Below are 16,738 nucleotides of genomic sequence, written 5' to 3'. Positions count from 1 at the left end.
GCTAGGCCACCTGCACCGGCCCTGATACGGAATCGCGGGTGATCAGCTGATGCGCAAGCACATGATTCACGGTAGCGCGCGCCGAAGCGGGCGCGCGCCGGATCTCACGCAGCAGGATGTCGATGGCGGTGTCGGCCATGTCCGCCACCGGCTGATGGATGGTGGTCAGTTCCGGCCACACCATCGTCGACGCTGAGGTATCGTCGAAGCCCACCACCGAAAGATCGCCCGGCACGTCCAGCCCGCGCCGATGTGCCACCGATACCACGGCGGATGCCATGTCGTCGTTGCTGGCGAAGATCGCACTCGGCGGCTGGGGCAGGGCAAGCAGATGCTCGGCAGCCTCCAGTCCGGATCGATACGTAAAGAGCCCAGGCTGCACCAGCGCCTCGTCGTACTCGATGCCGGCGTCTGCCAATGCATCCCGATACCCCTGCCAGCGTTGCGCGCTGGCGGTCTGGTTCGGATCACCGGTGATGTAGCCGATGCGCGTATGCCCGTGGGCGATCAGATGCGCGACCATTTGCTGGCTGGCGTGGCGGTCGTCGATACGCACGCACGACACCCGGTCGCTGAACTGGCTGGATGCAATGGAGACGACCGGAACCCCGGCATTGACGAATATGTCGACGATCGCCTTCGATTCGCACAGGGGCGGCGGAAGAATCACCCCGGCCACGCTGTCGCACAGTTGCCGTGCCGCCTCCCGCCGTGCATTGGCGCTCAGCCCATCCCACGTAGAGATCGCCAATTGCGCCGCAGACCGGGTAGACCCGCGCAGCGCGCCCACCAGCAGCTCACGCAGGTAGCTGGAGCTGGGGTTGGTGTAGATCAGCGCGATGCAGGTGTGCTGCGCTGCGGCCAGGGCGCTTGCCGCCAGGTTGGGCCGGTAATCCAGTTCCAGCACGCTGCGCATGACCCGTTCGCGGTTTTCCTCGCGCACGCTGGAATGGCCATTGATTACGCGCGAAACCGTCATGGCCGATACGCCGGCATGCGCGGCGACCTCATCGATGGTGACTGCACTGCCTTTGCGACGCACCACTTTCGGGCTGTTTTTCAAGGAAGCGTTTCCTTTGCTGCGCTGCATGATGACAACCGTGTGACCGGGTGATTAGTCTGCGCCCTGACGCGATGGTAGCGCTACCACTCAGCCAAGGTAAGGCTCAGCGGGCACCCCCCATATACCAAACGCGTGTTCTGGCAAGCCTGAAAGCGAGTTTGAATCGCAGTGCAGAAAACGCACTGCGATGTTCGGTGTGGAAGACGGGCATCGCCCGTGCGTGCCCCTTGGAGGGGCGGTACATCCATTCGATCGTATGTCAGAGGGGAGAGTCATGAGCGCTTGTGCTTTCCGTCGTACCCCAGACCTGAGGGCTCACGCATGAGCCGGAAGCTGGCGAAACTTACATCCCGGGCCATGTTCACCTTCGTAGGTGGCGTCCTGGTCATCAATCCTGCATTCGCACAGGACGCCGCAACGCCGGCCCCTGCTGCCCAGCAGCAATCCCAGGCCACCCCGACGCAGCTGGATACGGTGCAGGTAACGGGTATCCGCAACAGCCTCAGCCAGGCGATGGACATCAAGCGCGACTCGGCTGGCGTCGTGGATGCGATCAGTGCCGAGGATATCGGCAAGTTCCCCGATACCAACCTGGCCGAATCCCTGCAGCGCATCACCGGTATCTCCATCGAGCGTCGTGATGGTGAAGGCGCGCAGGTCACCGCGCGTGGCTTCGGCCCGCAGTTCAACATGGTGACCCTCAACGGCCGCCAGATGCCCGGTGCCGATGCATTCGGCGCGGCGGGGCAGGTCGCCATCGGCGGTGTGGACGGCGGTACCCGCGCGTTCAACTTCGCACAGCTGGCGGCCGAAGCGGTCAATGGCATCGAGGTCTTCAAGACCAGCCAGGCCAACGTGCCCAGCGGCGGTATCGGCGCCACCATCAACATCCTCACCGGGCGTCCATTCGACCATGAGGGCACGGTTGCCAGCGCCGGGGCCAAGATCGTCTCCGACCAGAGCCAGCCGTTCGACAACGACATCACCCCCGAGCTTTCCGGCATCTTCAGCTACACCAACCCCGACAAGACCTGGGGCGTGGGTGTCAGCGCGAGCTACCAGAAGCGCAAGGGTGGCTCGGTGCAGGCCACCAACAACTACTGGAACATCCAGCCGTGGACCGGCACCATGCCCGGCAACCCGACGGTGACCAATGCGCCGGCGATCGGCGCGCTGTACGGGCGCCCGAACGACCTGCGTTATGCCTTCGCCGACTTCGAACGCGAGCGCATCAATGGCCAGGCGGTGCTGCAGTTCGCACCGACCGATGCAGTGACCCTGACCCTGGATTACACCTACTCGACCAACGAGATCGAAGAGAATCGTGGCGAGCAGGGCATGTGGCTGCAGAACAGCAACTACACCGATGTGGTGTTCGACACCAGCGGCGCGGTGGCCACGCCCATCTACATCCGCGAAATCTCCGGCACCAAGGACTTCGGGCTCGAACAGCAGCGCAGCATGCAGAAGTACAAGCTGGGTTCGCTGGGCTTCAATGCCACCTGGAACGTCACCGACCGCTTCAAGCTGAGCTTCGACGGCCACGACTCCAAGAACGAGAGCCGCCCGAACGATCCGCTCACCGGCGGTGGCTCCATCTTCTCCAGTATCGCCGGTACCAACAACTGCACCACCGGGCCGCAGTGCGGCGGCACCTACGTGCAGGAGATGGTCTGGAACAACGGCCTGCCGGTAGGCACCCAGGTCTGGTACCCGACCGCTGCCGATGCCATCGCCAAGACCAATGGCGTGGTCAATGGCGGGTTCGTGCCGGGCGAGATCGGCACGCAGGTGCTTCGCATCAACTCGCAGACCCAGATCAGCGAGATCAAGCAGGGGCGCGTCGACGGTGAGTGGGCCTTCGATGCGGGCCGCTTCCAGTTCGGCGTGGATTCCAGCAAGCAGACCACCCACCGCATCCAGGCCGCGGAAAACTACAACACCCTGGGCGACTGGGGCGTGGCCAATGTCAACGGCGACGTGGCCAACGGCCTGATGGACCTGCTGCAGCCGGTGAACATCGTCGGCATGTTCGACGACTTCAACGTCAACAGCTTCAGCGCGTGGCGTGGCGACGCGGGTCGGCTGGCGCAGTGGGCGGGGCAGTACTACGGCGCCAACCTCGGCGTCAGTCCGCAGAATGCCGCCGACAACCGGGTGGAAGAGAAGACGAACTCGGCGTACATGCAGATCGAGCTGGACGGCGACCTGGGCGGCCACCGCACCAATACCCGACTGGGCGTGCGCTACGAAACCACCGACGTGGTGTCGACCTCCATCATCGCCATCCCCGAATCCATCCAATGGCAGGCCAACAACGACTTCCGCGTGCTGTTGTCCGATGACAAGCAACCCTTCACCGAGAAGACCAGCTACAGCTACATCCTGCCCAACCTGGACTTCAGCATCGACCTGTTGGACGACCTGAAGGGGCGCATCTCGTTCGGCAAGAGCATCGCGCGTGCGCCGATCGGCAACCTGTATGCCGGCCCGACCGCACAGCAGCCGTTCGGTTCGGTGCTGATCGATCCGTCCTCGCGGGCCAGCGGCACGGCACAGAACCCGCAGCTGAAGCCGCTGGAATCGGACAACCTGGACCTGGCACTGGAGTGGTACTTCGCTGATGCCAGCTACGTGTCGGTGACCTACTGGAACAAGCAGGTCGACAACTTCGTCGGCAACACCATCGTGCAGGAAAACCTGTATGGCCTGCGCGACCCGACCTCCGGGCCGGACGCACAGACCGCGCTGGGCTTCCTGACCAGTGGGGCCTGTATCGCCCAGGTGGGCGCGGCCAACGCAGCGGCCTGCTCGGCCAATGACACCTCGCTGTTCACCGCACTGGCGCTGCTGCGCAACAACCCGGCCGGGCTGGGCGCCTACAACGGCACCGACGCCCAGGTGCTGGCCACCGAGGCGGCGTATGACCTGTATGGCACGGCGGCCGACCCGCTGTACCAGTTCAACGTCAACCGTCCCATCAACCAGAACCAGTCCAAGCTGCATGGCTGGGAACTGGGCGGGCAGTACTTCTTCGGTGACACCGGCTTCGGCGTGCTGGCCAACTACACCATCGTCAACGGCGACGTGGGCTTCAACGACGCAGGCGACCCGAACGTCGACCAGTTCTCGCTCACCGGCCTCAGCGACACCGCCAACGCCATGCTGATGTACGAAAAGTACGGCTGGTCGGTCCGCCTGGCCTGGAACTGGCGCGACCAGTACCTGATCCTGGCCAACCAGGGTGCCAGCCGAAACCCGTACTATGTGGAAGAGTATGACCAGTGGGATCTCAGCGTGGGTTACACGCTCAATGACAACTGGTCGTTCAGCCTCGAGGCCATCAACCTCACCGGCGAGGACGTGCGTTGGCGTTCGCGCACCTCGCAGATGATGGTGAAGCTGGCTGACCAGGATCCGCGTTACATGCTTGGCGTTCGTTACAGGTTCTGAACAGGCCACGGGTGCCGCTGTTCCGGCAGCGGCACCCGTGCAGGCTCCTGCAGGGATTGGACTACACATGCCGCGTTACGAAATGCTCAACAACATCGCCCACCGGGAGCTGCGTGTAGCAACCGGTTTCGGGCCCGAATTTGGCGACGCGGTCGGCATGGTACCCGCCTACCCGAGCGAGTACGCCGAGCTGCAGCGCGAATACCCGATTTTCCTGCGCAAAGACGCCGCCACCGGGGAGTGGCAATCGGTGGTCCTGCTGGGTTTCGAGCAGCACGAAAACCTGTACCTGGACGACGGCCGTTGGAATGCTTCCTACCTGCCGGGGGCGGCGGCCAAGGGGCCGTTCCTGATCGGGTTCCAGGAAAGCCGCATCGACGGTGAGCTTACCCAGGAGGCGGTGCTGCACGTGGACCTGGACCACCCGCGCGTAAGCAACAGCGCCGGTGAGCCGGTGTTCCTGCCACAGGGGGGCAATACCCCCTACCTGGACCATATCGCCAACGTGCTGCGCGGCATCCACGATGGCCATGCCTTTGGCGCCGAGATGTTCGCCATGCTCGACACCAAAGGCCTGATCCAACCGATCACCCTCGACGTGCAGATCGACCCGCAGAACCGGGTGGGCGTGAACGGCCTGCACGCGATCGACCGCGACCGCCTGGTCCAGCTGGACGGTGCCGCGCTGGCCGAACTCAACCGCGCCGGCTACCTGGAAGGCGCGTACCTGATGCTGGCCTCGCTGCACAACATGCGGCGGTTGATCGCCGAAAAGCAGCGTCGCCTGCGCATGCAGGATGCCGCCGTCGCGACGGGCAGGAACTGAACGATGGGGGAGGGCATTGCCATGCGCACCCTCGAAGGCCTGCAGCCCGATGCGCTGCCGCTGGAGGCATTGGTTGCCGCCGGCGAGCCGGTGGTACTGCGTGGCATCGCGCGCGACTGGGCGCTGGTAAAGGCCGGGCTGCGTTCCACCCAGGAGGCGCTGGCGTACCTGCGCGGCTTCGATGCCGGCCTGCCGGTGCAGTACTCCTACGGCGGCCCCGAGATCGAAGGCCGCCCGTTCTACAACGACGATTTCACCCAGTTGAACTTCGAGGTCCGGCGCGGACTGCTGACGCAGGTGCTGGACGAGATCGCCGACACCTTCGATGCGCCGAAGCCAGCCACCTATTACGTGGCGTCGCTGCTGATCGAGCGTGCGCTGCCCGGGTTTGCGCAGGCCAACGATGCCGGCCTGGCCGGGCAGGGCATCGATGCCTCGGCCAGCATCTGGATCGGCAACCGGGTCACCGCTTCGTGCCATTACGACACCCCGGACAACCTGGCCTGCTCCGCCGTGGGCCGCCGCCGGTTCACCCTGTTTCCGCCGGAGCAGATCGACAACCTCTATCCCGGCCCGCTGGAACCCACCCCGGGTGGACAGGTGGTGAGCGTGGTGGATTTCGACCGCCCGGACTTCGACCGCCATCCCAGGTTCCGTGACGCGCTCGCCAGCGCGCAGACCGCCGTGCTGGAACCGGGCGATGCCATCTTCATTCCCAGCATGTGGTGGCACCACGTGCGCAGCCTCGAGCCGTTCAACGTGCTGGTGAACTACTGGTGGCGCAGTGTGCCCAGCTTCCTGTCCTCGCCGCTGCCGGCGCTGCAGCACGCGATGTGGGCGCTGCGCGACCTGCCGCCGCGCGAGAAACAGGCCTGGGCGAAGATCTTCGAGTACTACGTATTCGGTCCCGGTGAGCGCGCAGGGCAGCACCTGCCCGATGCCGCCCGGGGTGAGCTGGCACCGTTCGACGAGACGCAGGCGCGCCGCACGCGCGCGCAGCTGCTCGGTCGACTCAACCGTTGATGGGGGCATCGCTTTGAACGCTGCGAACACGACAGAAGGGCGGATCCGCAAGGTGGTCATCGCCGGCGGCGGAACGGCAGGCTGGCTGGCCGGTTGTGCGCTGTCCCACCAGTTCCGCGAGCAGCTGGACATCACCCTGGTGGAGTCCGAGCTGATCGGCACCGTGGGCGTGGGCGAATCCACCGTACCGCCGATCCGTACCTTCCACCGCTTCCTGCAGATCGATGAGCAGGAGTTCCTGCAGGCCGTGGCCGGCACCTTCAAGCTCTCGATCTCGTTCGAGAACTGGCGCCGCCCCGGCGAGCGCTTCATCCATCCCTTCGGCACCATCGGGCAGGGCACCTGGGCCACCCCGTTCCATCATTTCTGGCTGGACAGCCTGCGCCGTGGCATGCCCTCGGACCTGGGCGACTTCTGTCTGGAAAGCGTGGCCTCGCGCGGTGACCAGTTCTCGCTGCAGACCCAGCCCCAGGTCAACTACGCCTATCATTTCGACGCCGGGCTGTACGCCAAGTTCCTGCGCCGCCGCGCCGAGGCGCAGGGCCTGCGCCGGGTGGAGGGCAAGATCCGCGAAGTGCGTCAGCACGCCCACGACGGTTCTGTTTCAGCGCTGGTGCTGGAAGACGGGCAGGTGATCGAGGGCGACCTGTTCATCGACTGCACCGGCTTCCGCGGCCTGTTGACCGAGCAGACCCTGCACAGCGGCTACGAAGACTGGAACCAGTGGTTGCCCAGCGACCGCGCCGTGGCCGTGCAGACCGAGTCGGTGAAGCCGCCGGTGCCGTACACCCGCGCCATCGCGCACGAGGCCGGCTGGCGCTGGCACATCGCGCTGCAGCACCGGGTCGGTTGTGGCCTGGTGTTCTCCAGCCGCCATATGTCCGATGACGAGGCGCAGGCCAAGCTGTTGCGTGATGTGGAAGGCCAACCGCTGCGCGATCCGTGGCTGGTGCCGTTCCGCAGCGGGCGCCGCTTGAAGGCCTGGAACAAGAACGTGGTGGCGCTCGGCCTGGCCAGCGGCTTCATCGAGCCGCTGGAATCCACCAGCATCCACCTCACCATCAGCGCGGTGGTGCGGCTGATCCAGCTGTTCCCGTTCGATGGCATCACGCCGACGCTGACCGCGCTGTACAACGACGTGAGCCGCCAGGAAATGGAGCACGTGCGTGACTTCATCATCCTGCATTACCACGCCACCCAGCGCGACGAGCCGATGTGGAAGGCCTGCCGCGAGATGGAGCTGCCCGAATCGCTGGCCGTCCGCCTGCGCGCCTGGCGCGAACGCGCCCACGCGTGGCAGGACCCCGGCGAACTGTTCCGCGTGGACTCCTGGACCAGCGTGCTGATGGGGCAGGGCATCCAGCCGGGGCCGCCGCACCCGCTGGCGCGCGCGATCAGCGATGCCGACCTGCGCACGCTGCTGGCGCGGATCCAACAGCCGGTGCAGCAAGCGGTGTCGACGATGCCCTCGCAGGCGGACTTCATTGAACGCTACTGCAAGGCACCGGCCGAGGTCTGGCCGCGGAGCCTGGCCACCGCCTAGCGGGGCCACGCTTTGCCGAACGAAATTGGTAGCGCTACCTTTCTAGAATCTACGGGGTGCATGGGATGGATCTGGTTGCAGGAATCGATGCAGGTACGCAGAGCCTGAAAGTGCTGGTCTACGACCCGGCCAAGCGCAGCGTGGTGGCCAGCGCCAGCGCGCCGCTCGAACTGGACAGCGCCGCCGATGGCAGCCGCGAACAACGCCCGGCCGATTGGGTGGCGGCGCTGCACACCTGCTTCGCTGCCATTACGCCGTCGGTACGCGCGCGCATCGCCGCAGTGGCGGTGTCGGGCCAGCAGCACGGCTTCGTGCCGCTCGATGCAGCAGGGGAGGTGCTGGCTCCGGCCAAGCTGTGGTGCGACACCAGCACCTCGGCCGAATGCACCCAGATCATGGACGCGGCAGGCGGCACGGCGCAGACCATTGCACTGGCCGGCAACCCGATCCTGACCGGTTACACTGCCTCCAAACTGCCGTGGACGAAGACGCATCGGCCGGACGCGTACGCACGCCTGGCCAGCATCCTGTTGCCGCACGACTACCTCAACTTCGTGCTGACCGGGCAGCGGTTCTGCGAATACGGCGATGCCTCGGGCACCGGCTGGCTGGATGTGCGCACCCGCACCTGGTCGCCCGAGCTGCTGCGCGCGACCGACCCGGACCGCGACCTGAGCGAGTGCCTGCCGCCCATCGCGCCACCGGACGCGTTGTACGACATCGCGCCCGCGGCCGCGAAATCGTTCGGCCTGCCTGCCACGGTAAAAGTAGCGGTCGGCGGCGGCGACAACATGATGGCCGCCATCGGCACCGGCTGCGTGGTGCCTGGTCGGCTGGCCATGAGCCTGGGCACCTCGGGCACGCTGTTTGCCTACTCCGACACGCCCGTGGTCGATCCCGACGGCGCTTGGGCGGCGTTCTGCTCGTCCACCGGCGGCTGGCTGCCGTTGATCTGCACCATGAACTGCACCGTCGTGACCGAGCAGGTGGCCGACGCCTTCGACTTCAGCACCCGCTTCGGCGACGGGCACCTGCGGAACACGCCGCCCGGCGCGGATGGGCTGGTGATGCTGCCGTTCCTCAACGGCGAGCGCACGCCCGACCTGCCGCACGGCAAGGGCGTGCTGGCCGGCCTGGACACCACCAACATGACCCCGGCCCACCTGTACCGCGCGGCCATGGAAGGGGCGACCTACAGCCTGAAGTACGGCTACGACGCCTTCGTCCGCGCCGGCATGCAGTTCGACCGCATCGTGCTCACCGGCGGCGGCAGCAACAGCGCCGCGTGGCGGCAGCTGGTGGCCGATGTGTTCGGCCTGCCGGTGGACGTGCCCACCCAGTCCGAAGGCGCAGCCTTCGGCGCGGCCCTGCAGGCGCTGTGGGCGCTGGGCCATGCGCGTGGCGATGAGGCCAGCATCGCCGATATCGCCGAGCGCCACGTGTCGCTCGACCCGCAGCTGTCGGCGCGCCCGGAACCGTCGCGCACGCCCGCCTATGCCACCGCCTATGCGCGCTTCCTGCGCTACCTCGACGCCGTCACGCCGCTGCAGCGCGGCTGATCCCTCTACGCGACACCCCGCACAACGAAAGGAACTGCACCATGAGCACCCAGCCCTACATTGGCGCCAAGGAATACTTCCCCGGCATCGGCCGCATCGCCTTCGAAGGCCGCGGGTCGGACAACCCGCTCGCGTTCAAGGTCTATGACGCGAACAAGGTGATCGGCGGCAAGACCATGCAGGAGCACCTGCGCTTCGCGGTCTGTTACTGGCACACCTTCTGCAACGCCGGCCACGATCCGTTCGGCCCGGGCACCCGCCATTTCCCGTGGGAAACCGGCTCGCCGCTGGCCACCGCCGAAGCCAAGGTGGATGCCGCGTTTGAATTCTTCACCAAGCTGGGCGTGCCGTACTGGTGCTTCCACGATATCGACCTCTCGCCGGATGCCGACGATGTGGGCGAGTACGAAAAGAACCTCAAGCACATGGTCGGCCTGGCCAAGGAGCGCCAGGACGCCACCGGCATGAAGCTGCTGTGGGGCACCGCCAACCTGTTCTCGCACCCGCGCTACATGAATGGTGCGTCGACCAACCCGGATTTCGCCGTGGTGGCGCGCGCCGCCGTGCAGGTGAAGGCAGCCCTGGAAGCCACCGTGGAACTGGGCGGCGAACATTACGTGTTCTGGGGCGGTCGCGAAGGCTATGCCTCGCTGGTCAACACCCAGATGAAGCGCGAGGTGGACCACTTCGCCCGCTTCCTCACCATGGCGCGCGACTACGGCCGCAGCATCGGCCTGAAGGGCAACTTCCTGATCGAGCCCAAGCCGATGGAGCCGATGAAGCACCAGTACGACTTCGACAGCGCCACCGTGGCGGGCTTCCTCAAAGAGCACGGCCTTGAAAAGGACTTCAAGCTCAACATCGAAGCCAACCATGCCACGCTCTCGGGCCATACCTTCGAACACGACCTGCAGGTCGCCTCCGACCACGGCCTGCTGGGCAGCATCGACGCCAACCGCGGCAACGCCCAGAACGGTTGGGATACCGACCAGTTCCCGAGCGACCTGTACGACACTGTGGGCGCCATGCTGGTGGTGCTGCGCCAGGGCGGGCTGGAAGGCGGCCTGAACTTCGACGCCAAGGTGCGCCGCGAATCCACCGACCTGGACGACCTGTTCATCGCCCACATCGGCGGCATGGACGCGTTCGCCCGCGGCCTGGAAGTGGCCCATGGGCTGTTGAACGACTCGCCGTGGGAACAGTGGCGCAAGGAGCGTTACGCCAGCTTCGACAGCGGCGCCGGCAAGGACTTCGAGCGCGGCGGGCTCAGCCTCGTTGAACTCGCCGCACTGGGCGCGAAGGGCGGCGAGCCGAAGCAGATCAGCGGCAAGCAGGAGCGTTACGAGAACCTGATCAACCAGTACCTTCTGCGTTGAGTCCAACCGCAAGGATGAGCCCCATGACCCACTCACACGCCACACGTCGCACCGGCTTCCTGCTGGCAGCGCTGCTGCTTTCACTGGCTGCCTGCAAGGGCGAAGACAAGCCGGCCGCACCCGCCCAGGCGGAGGCAAAGGCCGATGCCAACCCCTGGCCCCAGGTGACCTGGCCGCTGCCCGACGATCCCGCGATGGAAAAGCGGATCACCGAGTTGATGGCCGGCATGACGGTCGAGGAAAAAGTCGGCCAGCTGGTACAGGGCGACATTGCCAGCATCACACCGGATGACGTGCGAAAGTATCGATTGGGCTCCATCCTTGCCGGCGGCAATTCCGATCCGGGTGGCCGCTACGACGCCAAGCCGGCTGAATGGCTGGCGCTGGCCGATGCGTTCTACGCGGCGTCGATGGACACCTCGACCGGCGGCAAGGCCATCCCGGTGCTGTTCGGCATCGACGCCGTGCATGGCCAGAGCAACATCGTCGGCGCCACCTTGTTCCCGCACAACATCGGGCTGGGCGCGGCCCGCAACCCGGACCTGGTGCGGCGGATCGGCGAGATCACCGCGCTGGAAACCCGTGCCACCGGCATGGAGTGGGCGTTCGCACCCACCGTGGCGGTCCCGCAGGACGACCGCTGGGGGCGCACCTACGAAGGCTATTCCGAATCGCCTGAAGTCGTGGCCAGTTATGCCGGCGCGGTGGTCGAAGGCCTGCAGGGCAAGGTCGGCTCGCCCACCTTCCTGGATGGCCGCCACGTGATCGCCTCGGTCAAGCACTTCCTCGGCGACGGCGGCACCACCGATGGCAAGGACCAGGGTGACACGAACATCAGCGAAGCCGAGCTGGTGCGCATCCATGCCGCCGGCTACCCGACCGCGATCGCGGCCGGCGCGCAGACCGTCATGGCATCGTTCAACAGCGTCAACGGCGAGAAGATGCACGGCCACAAGGCCTACCTCACCGATGCACTGAAGGGCCGCATGAACTTCGGCGGCTTCGTGGTGGGCGACTGGAACGGCCACGGGCAGGTCAAGGGCTGCACCACCACCGATTGCCCGGCCACCATCAATGCCGGCCTGGACATGGCCATGGCCTCGGACAGCTGGAAAGGCTTCTACGAGACCACGTTGGCGGCGGCGAAGGCCGGCACCATCACCCAGGAACGCCTGGACGATGCGGTGCGCCGGATCCTGCGGGTGAAGATGCGGCTCGGGCTGTTCGAAGCGGGCAAGCCGTCGGCGCGCACGGTGGGCGGCCAGTTCGCCCTGATCGGCGCACCGGGGCATCGCGCCGTGGCACGCCAGGCGGTGCGCGAATCGCTGGTGCTGTTGAAGAACCAGGGCGGCGTGCTGCCGTTGGCGCCGAAGCAGCGCATCCTCGTGGCCGGTAATGGCGCGAACGATGTCGGCAAGCAGGCCGGTGGCTGGACGTTGAACTGGCAGGGCACCGGCACCACCCGCAAGGACTTCCCGAACGCGGACACCATCTTTGAAGGCATCGCGCTGCAGGCCAAGGCCGCGGGCGGCGAAGCCGTGTTGGCGGTGGATGGGAAGTACACCGCCAAGCCCGACGTGGCCGTGGTGGTGTTCGGCGAGAACCCCTATGCCGAATTCCAGGGCGACCTGGCGACCCTGGCCTACAAGCCCGGCGACGATTCGGATCTTGAACTGATCAAGCGCCTGAAGGCCGATGGCATCCCGGTGGTGGCGGTGTTCCTGAGCGGCCGCCCGCTGTGGGTCAACCGCGAGATCAACGCGTCCGACGCGTTCGTGGCGGCGTGGCTGCCCGGTTCGGAAGGCGGCGGCATCGCCGACGTGCTGCTGCGCAAGCCCGATGGCAGCGTCCAGCACGACTTCAAGGGCAAGCTCAGCTTCAGCTGGCCGCGCACCGCGATCCAGTACGCCAACAACGTCGGCCAGAAGGACTACGACCCGCAGTTCGCCTTCGGCTTCGGCCTGACCTACGCCGACAAGGGCGACCTGGCCCCGTTGCCGGAAGTGTCCGGCGTGACCGGCAACGAAGGTGCGGCCGGTGTGTTCTTCGCACGCGGTGACGCCGGCTCCGGCATGGCGCTGCGGCTGGATGGCAGCACGGGGCAGGGCGTGACCGTCACCAAGGTGCCGGAATCGCTGGATGGCGACCTGCTCAAGGTCACCGGCGTAGACCATCTGGTGCAGGAAGACGGCCGCCGCCTGGCATGGTCGGGCAAGGGCGAGGCAACCGTTGCCGTGCAGTCGCACGTCCCGCTGGACCTGCAGCGCGAGAGCAATGGCGACCTGATGCTGATCACCACGCTTCGGGTGGACGCTGCCCCCAAGGGCGAGGCCTGGCTGTCGGTCGGATGCGGCGCCGGGTGTACCGCCCGCGTTCCGCTGGCACCTGCGCTGGCCAAGCTGCCGGCGGGCGAATGGAAGCGTGTGGGCGTGCCGCTGAAGTGTCTCTCGGCCGCCGGTGCGGACGTGGGCAAGCTGGATCGGCCCTGGTCGATCGGCACGGCAGGCGCCATGACGCTCTCGGTGTCACGCGTCGCGCTGGGTGCCCTCAACGAAGCGGACGCCACCGTCGCATGCCCAGGCGCGTAACCATGCGCCCGCCGCCATCACCGCTTGGGCGGGTGCGCGACCGAGTCGCGCATCACCAGGCGGTGTGGCAGCACGTGGTCGGTCAGCACGCGGGTGTCGTCGGTGCGGTGGCGGATGGTGCGCAGCAGGATGTCGATGGCCGCATCGGCCATCGCGGCGATGGGCTGATGCAGGGTGGTGAGCTCGGGCCAGACCGTGGTGGCGGCGGAGGTGTCATCGAACCCCACCACGGACAGGTCACGCGGCACGTCGAGGCCCTGGCGGTGCGCCACGGAAATCGCGGCAGCGGCCATGTCGTCGTTGCTGGCGAAGATCGCGGTGGGCGGCTGGGGCTGGGACAGCAGCTTTTCGGCGGCATCCAGGCCCGAACGGTAGGTGTAGTCCCCCTGCTGGACCAGGCTGGGCTCAACCTCCAGCCCGGCCTCGTGCAGGGCGGTGGCGAAGCCATCGTAGCGGCGCGCGCTCGCGCTCAGGTCGTTACGGCCGCGGATGAAGCCAATGCGGGTGTGGCCCTGCTGAATCAGATGTTCGGTCATCTCCTTGCCGGCGTGGAAGTCATCGATGCGCACGCAGGAAACATCGTCACGCAGGTGCCCCGATGCGATGGCCACCACCGGGGTGCCGGCCTTCACCAGCTCGGTCACGGCCACCGGCGATTCGCACAGCGGGGGCGGCAGGATCACGCCGTCCACGCGGCCGGCCAGGGCGCGTGCAGCCTTGCGCTCGGCAACGGGGTCCAGGTTGTCCCAGTAGTGGATGACCAGTTGGATGGCCGCATTGGACGCGCCCCGCAGCAGGCCCACCAGCAGTTCGCGCAGGTAGGCGCCGCTGGGATTGGTGTAGATCAGCGCAATGCGCGTGTGCTGCGCGGCGGCCAGCGTACTCGCCGCCAGGTTGGGGGTGTAGCCCAATGCCTGCACCGCACGCATCACGCGCTCGCGGGTGTCATCGCGCACCTTGCCCTGGTTGATCGCCCGCGACACCGTCATCGGCGACACCCCGGCCAGCGCCGCCACCTCGTCGATCGTCACGCCACTGGTTTTGCGGCGGACCGATTTCTTCGGCTTGTCCAATACGCACTCCCGTTCTTCTTTGTGGCGCTGTGGCGCCCAAAGCACCGCCTGAGCTTACAAGGTTTGCTGCCCACGCTGCGGGGCCGCTGGCGTGTCGAGCGGTGTCATTGGATGCTGGGTATTGCGCTGGCATCGATGGCCTGCAGCGCGGGGGCGCGCGCGGAGGACGGCTACGACCTCTGGCTGCGCTATGTCCCGTTGGATCCTTCGCTTGCTGCAGACTACCGCACACAGCTGGGCGAGGTTGTCGCCCCCGATCAGACACCCACGCAGCGTGCCGCGCGCGAGGAGCTGGTCCGCGGCCTCACGGGCCTGTTGGGCACCGCACCCCGAATCCAGAACGAAACTTCCGCTGGCCACGTGCTTGCGATTGGCACGCCGCAGTCCTCGGCGTTGATCGCACCGTTCCGTGACGAGGTCGAGTCGCTTGGGGAAGAGGGCTATCTGCTCAAGCGCACGCGGCGTGATGGGCGCGACGTGCTGCTGGTGGCCGCGCGCAGCGATATCGGCGTGCTTTACGGCACATTCCATCTGCTTCGGTTGCTGCAGACGGGCACGGCGCTGGATGACCTTGCGGTGCGCGAGTCGCCCAAGGTGCGGCTGCGCATTCTCAACCACTGGGACAACCTCGACGGTCATGTCGAACGCGGGTATGCCGGCCGCTCGCTGTGGGACTGGCAGACGCTGCCGGAATGGCGCGACCCGCGCTACACCGATTACGCACGCGCCAATGCATCACTGGGCATCAATGGCACGGTGCTGAACAACGTGAACGCCAACGCACAGAGCCTTGCGCCGGACTACCTGGCCAAGGCGGCCGCGCTTGCAGACGTGTTCCGGCCCTACGGCATCCGCGTGTACCTGAGCGCGCGCTTCAGCGCCCCCATCGAGCTGGGTGGGCTCAAGACCGCCGATCCGTTTGACCCGGCAGTGCAGCGCTGGTGGCGCGACAAGGCCGCCGAGATCTACCAACGCATCCCTGATTTCGGCGGCTTCCTGGTCAAGGCCAACTCCGAAGGGCAGCCCGGCCCGCAGGACTACGGCCGCAGCCATGCCGACGGCGCCAACCTGCTTGCAGACGCACTGGCACCGCACGGCGGCGTGGTGATGTGGCGCGCGTTTGTCTATGCGCACGACGTGCCCGCCGACCGTGCCACCCAGGCCTACACCGAGTTCGCCGGGCTGGAGGGCGCGTTCCGCCCGAACGTCGTGCTGCAGGTGAAGAACGGACCCATCGACTTCCAGCCGCGTGAGCCGTTCCATCCGCTGTTCGGGGCCATGCCGCGCACGCCGCTGATGATGGAGTTCCAGATCACCAAGGAATACCTGGGCTTCGCCACCCACCTGGTGTACCTGGGGCCGTTGTTCGAGGAAGTGCTGCACGCCGACACCCGCGCAGGCGGCAAGCGCTTCACCGTGGCGCAGTCGCTCAGCGGTATCGCCGGCGTCGCCAACATCGGCACGGACCGCACCTGGAGCGGCTCGCACTTCGATCAGGCCAACTGGTATGCATTCGGTCGCCTTGCCTGGAATTCCGATCAATCGTCCCGTGACATCGCGGCCGACTGGGCGGCGATGACGTTCTCGCCGGACCCCGCGGTGGTGGAGCCGATCGTTGGAATGATGATGGCCTCCCGCGAGGCCGCAGTGAACTACATGACCCCGTTGGGCCTGCACCACCTGATGGCGCGCGGCCATCACTACGGGCCGGGCCCATGGGTGGACGGCGGCCCGCGAGCGGACTGGACCTCGGTGTACTACCACCGCGCCGACCACGACGGCATCGGCTTCGACCGCACCGCGCAGGGCAGCAACGCCGTGGCCCAGTACGCCCCGGAACTGGCCGCGAAGTACGCCGACCTGACGCAGGTACCGGAGGCGCTGCTGTTGTGGTTCCACCACGTGCCCTGGGACCACCGCATGGCCTCCGGCCGGCCGTTGTGGGACGAGCTGGTGGGTCGCTACTCGCTGGGCGTACGCCAGGTCGACGCCATGCAGGCCACCTGGGAGAACCTGCGGGGAAGGGTGGATGCACAACGGCACGAACAGGTCGCCGCCTTCCTCCAGATCCAACGCCGCGAAGCGCAATGGTGGCGCGATGCCAGCGTTGCCTACTTCCAATCGATCAGCGGCAGGCCCTTACCAGCAGGCGAAGCGCCACCACCGCACCCACTGGCGTACTACGAAGCGCTGCAGTTTCCATCGGCACCGGGAGATGGGCGATGAGCGGTAAA

At 66.6% G+C, this 16,738-nt stretch carries 10 protein-coding genes; 8 read left to right on the top strand and 2 right to left on the bottom strand.

Annotation, left to right across the window (positions count from 1 at the left end; genetic code table 11):
- Position 1: 1 nt before the first annotated feature.
- The gene (locus tag NMB40_RS08920) at positions 2–1,063 is read right to left on the bottom strand and encodes a LacI family DNA-binding transcriptional regulator (RefSeq protein ID WP_494361058.1); all 1,062 of its coding nucleotides are present in this window, start codon (positions 1,061–1,063) and stop codon (positions 2–4) included.
- A gap of 321 nt (positions 1,064–1,384) precedes the next feature.
- Between NMB40_RS08920 and NMB40_RS08915 the strand changes: the two genes are divergently transcribed.
- From NMB40_RS08915 to NMB40_RS08885, 7 genes are all read left to right on the top strand, one after another.
- On the top strand, positions 1,385–4,516 hold the full coding sequence (locus NMB40_RS08915; RefSeq protein ID WP_494360738.1) for a TonB-dependent receptor: 3,132 nt from the start codon (positions 1,385–1,387) through the stop codon (positions 4,514–4,516).
- 67 nt (positions 4,517–4,583) lie between these two features.
- Positions 4,584–5,342, top strand: a complete 759-nt coding sequence (locus NMB40_RS08910) for a SapC family protein (RefSeq protein ID WP_494360737.1) — start codon at positions 4,584–4,586, stop codon at positions 5,340–5,342.
- 21 nt (positions 5,343–5,363) lie between these two features.
- Positions 5,364–6,365, top strand: a complete 1,002-nt coding sequence (locus tag NMB40_RS08905) for a cupin-like domain-containing protein (protein WP_494360736.1) — start codon at positions 5,364–5,366, stop codon at positions 6,363–6,365.
- 13 nt (positions 6,366–6,378) lie between these two features.
- Positions 6,379–7,908 (top strand): tryptophan halogenase family protein, encoded by a 1,530-nt coding sequence (locus tag NMB40_RS08900; RefSeq protein ID WP_494360735.1) that lies wholly within the window; start codon positions 6,379–6,381, stop codon positions 7,906–7,908.
- A gap of 65 nt (positions 7,909–7,973) precedes the next feature.
- A complete protein-coding gene (gene xylB / locus NMB40_RS08895; protein WP_494360734.1) occupies positions 7,974–9,467 on the top strand; it encodes a xylulokinase in 1,494 nt (497 codons plus the stop codon).
- A 41-nt stretch (positions 9,468–9,508) separates the two neighbouring features.
- Positions 9,509–10,843 (top strand): xylose isomerase, encoded by a 1,335-nt coding sequence (gene xylA / locus NMB40_RS08890; protein ID WP_494360733.1) that lies wholly within the window; start codon positions 9,509–9,511, stop codon positions 10,841–10,843.
- A 23-nt stretch (positions 10,844–10,866) separates the two neighbouring features.
- Entirely contained in the window at positions 10,867–13,431 is a 2,565-nt protein-coding gene (locus NMB40_RS08885) for a glycoside hydrolase family 3 protein (protein WP_494360732.1), read from the top strand.
- Between the two features lie 17 nt (positions 13,432–13,448).
- On the opposite strand, the gene NMB40_RS08880 is transcribed toward NMB40_RS08885, so the two are convergent.
- Positions 13,449–14,504: a LacI family DNA-binding transcriptional regulator gene (locus NMB40_RS08880; protein ID WP_494360731.1), complete on the bottom strand. Its 1,056-nt coding sequence runs from the start codon at positions 14,502–14,504 to the stop codon at positions 13,449–13,451.
- Between the two features lie 111 nt (positions 14,505–14,615).
- Between NMB40_RS08880 and NMB40_RS08875 the strand changes: the two genes are divergently transcribed.
- Entirely contained in the window at positions 14,616–16,730 is a 2,115-nt protein-coding gene (locus NMB40_RS08875) for an alpha-glucuronidase family glycosyl hydrolase (protein WP_494360730.1), read from the top strand.
- Positions 16,731–16,738: the final 8 nt, after the last annotated feature.

The sequence above is a fragment of the Stenotrophomonas sp. FBCC-B152 genome (assembly GCF_059134105.1).
This window is presented reverse-complemented; position numbering and strand designations above follow the sequence as displayed.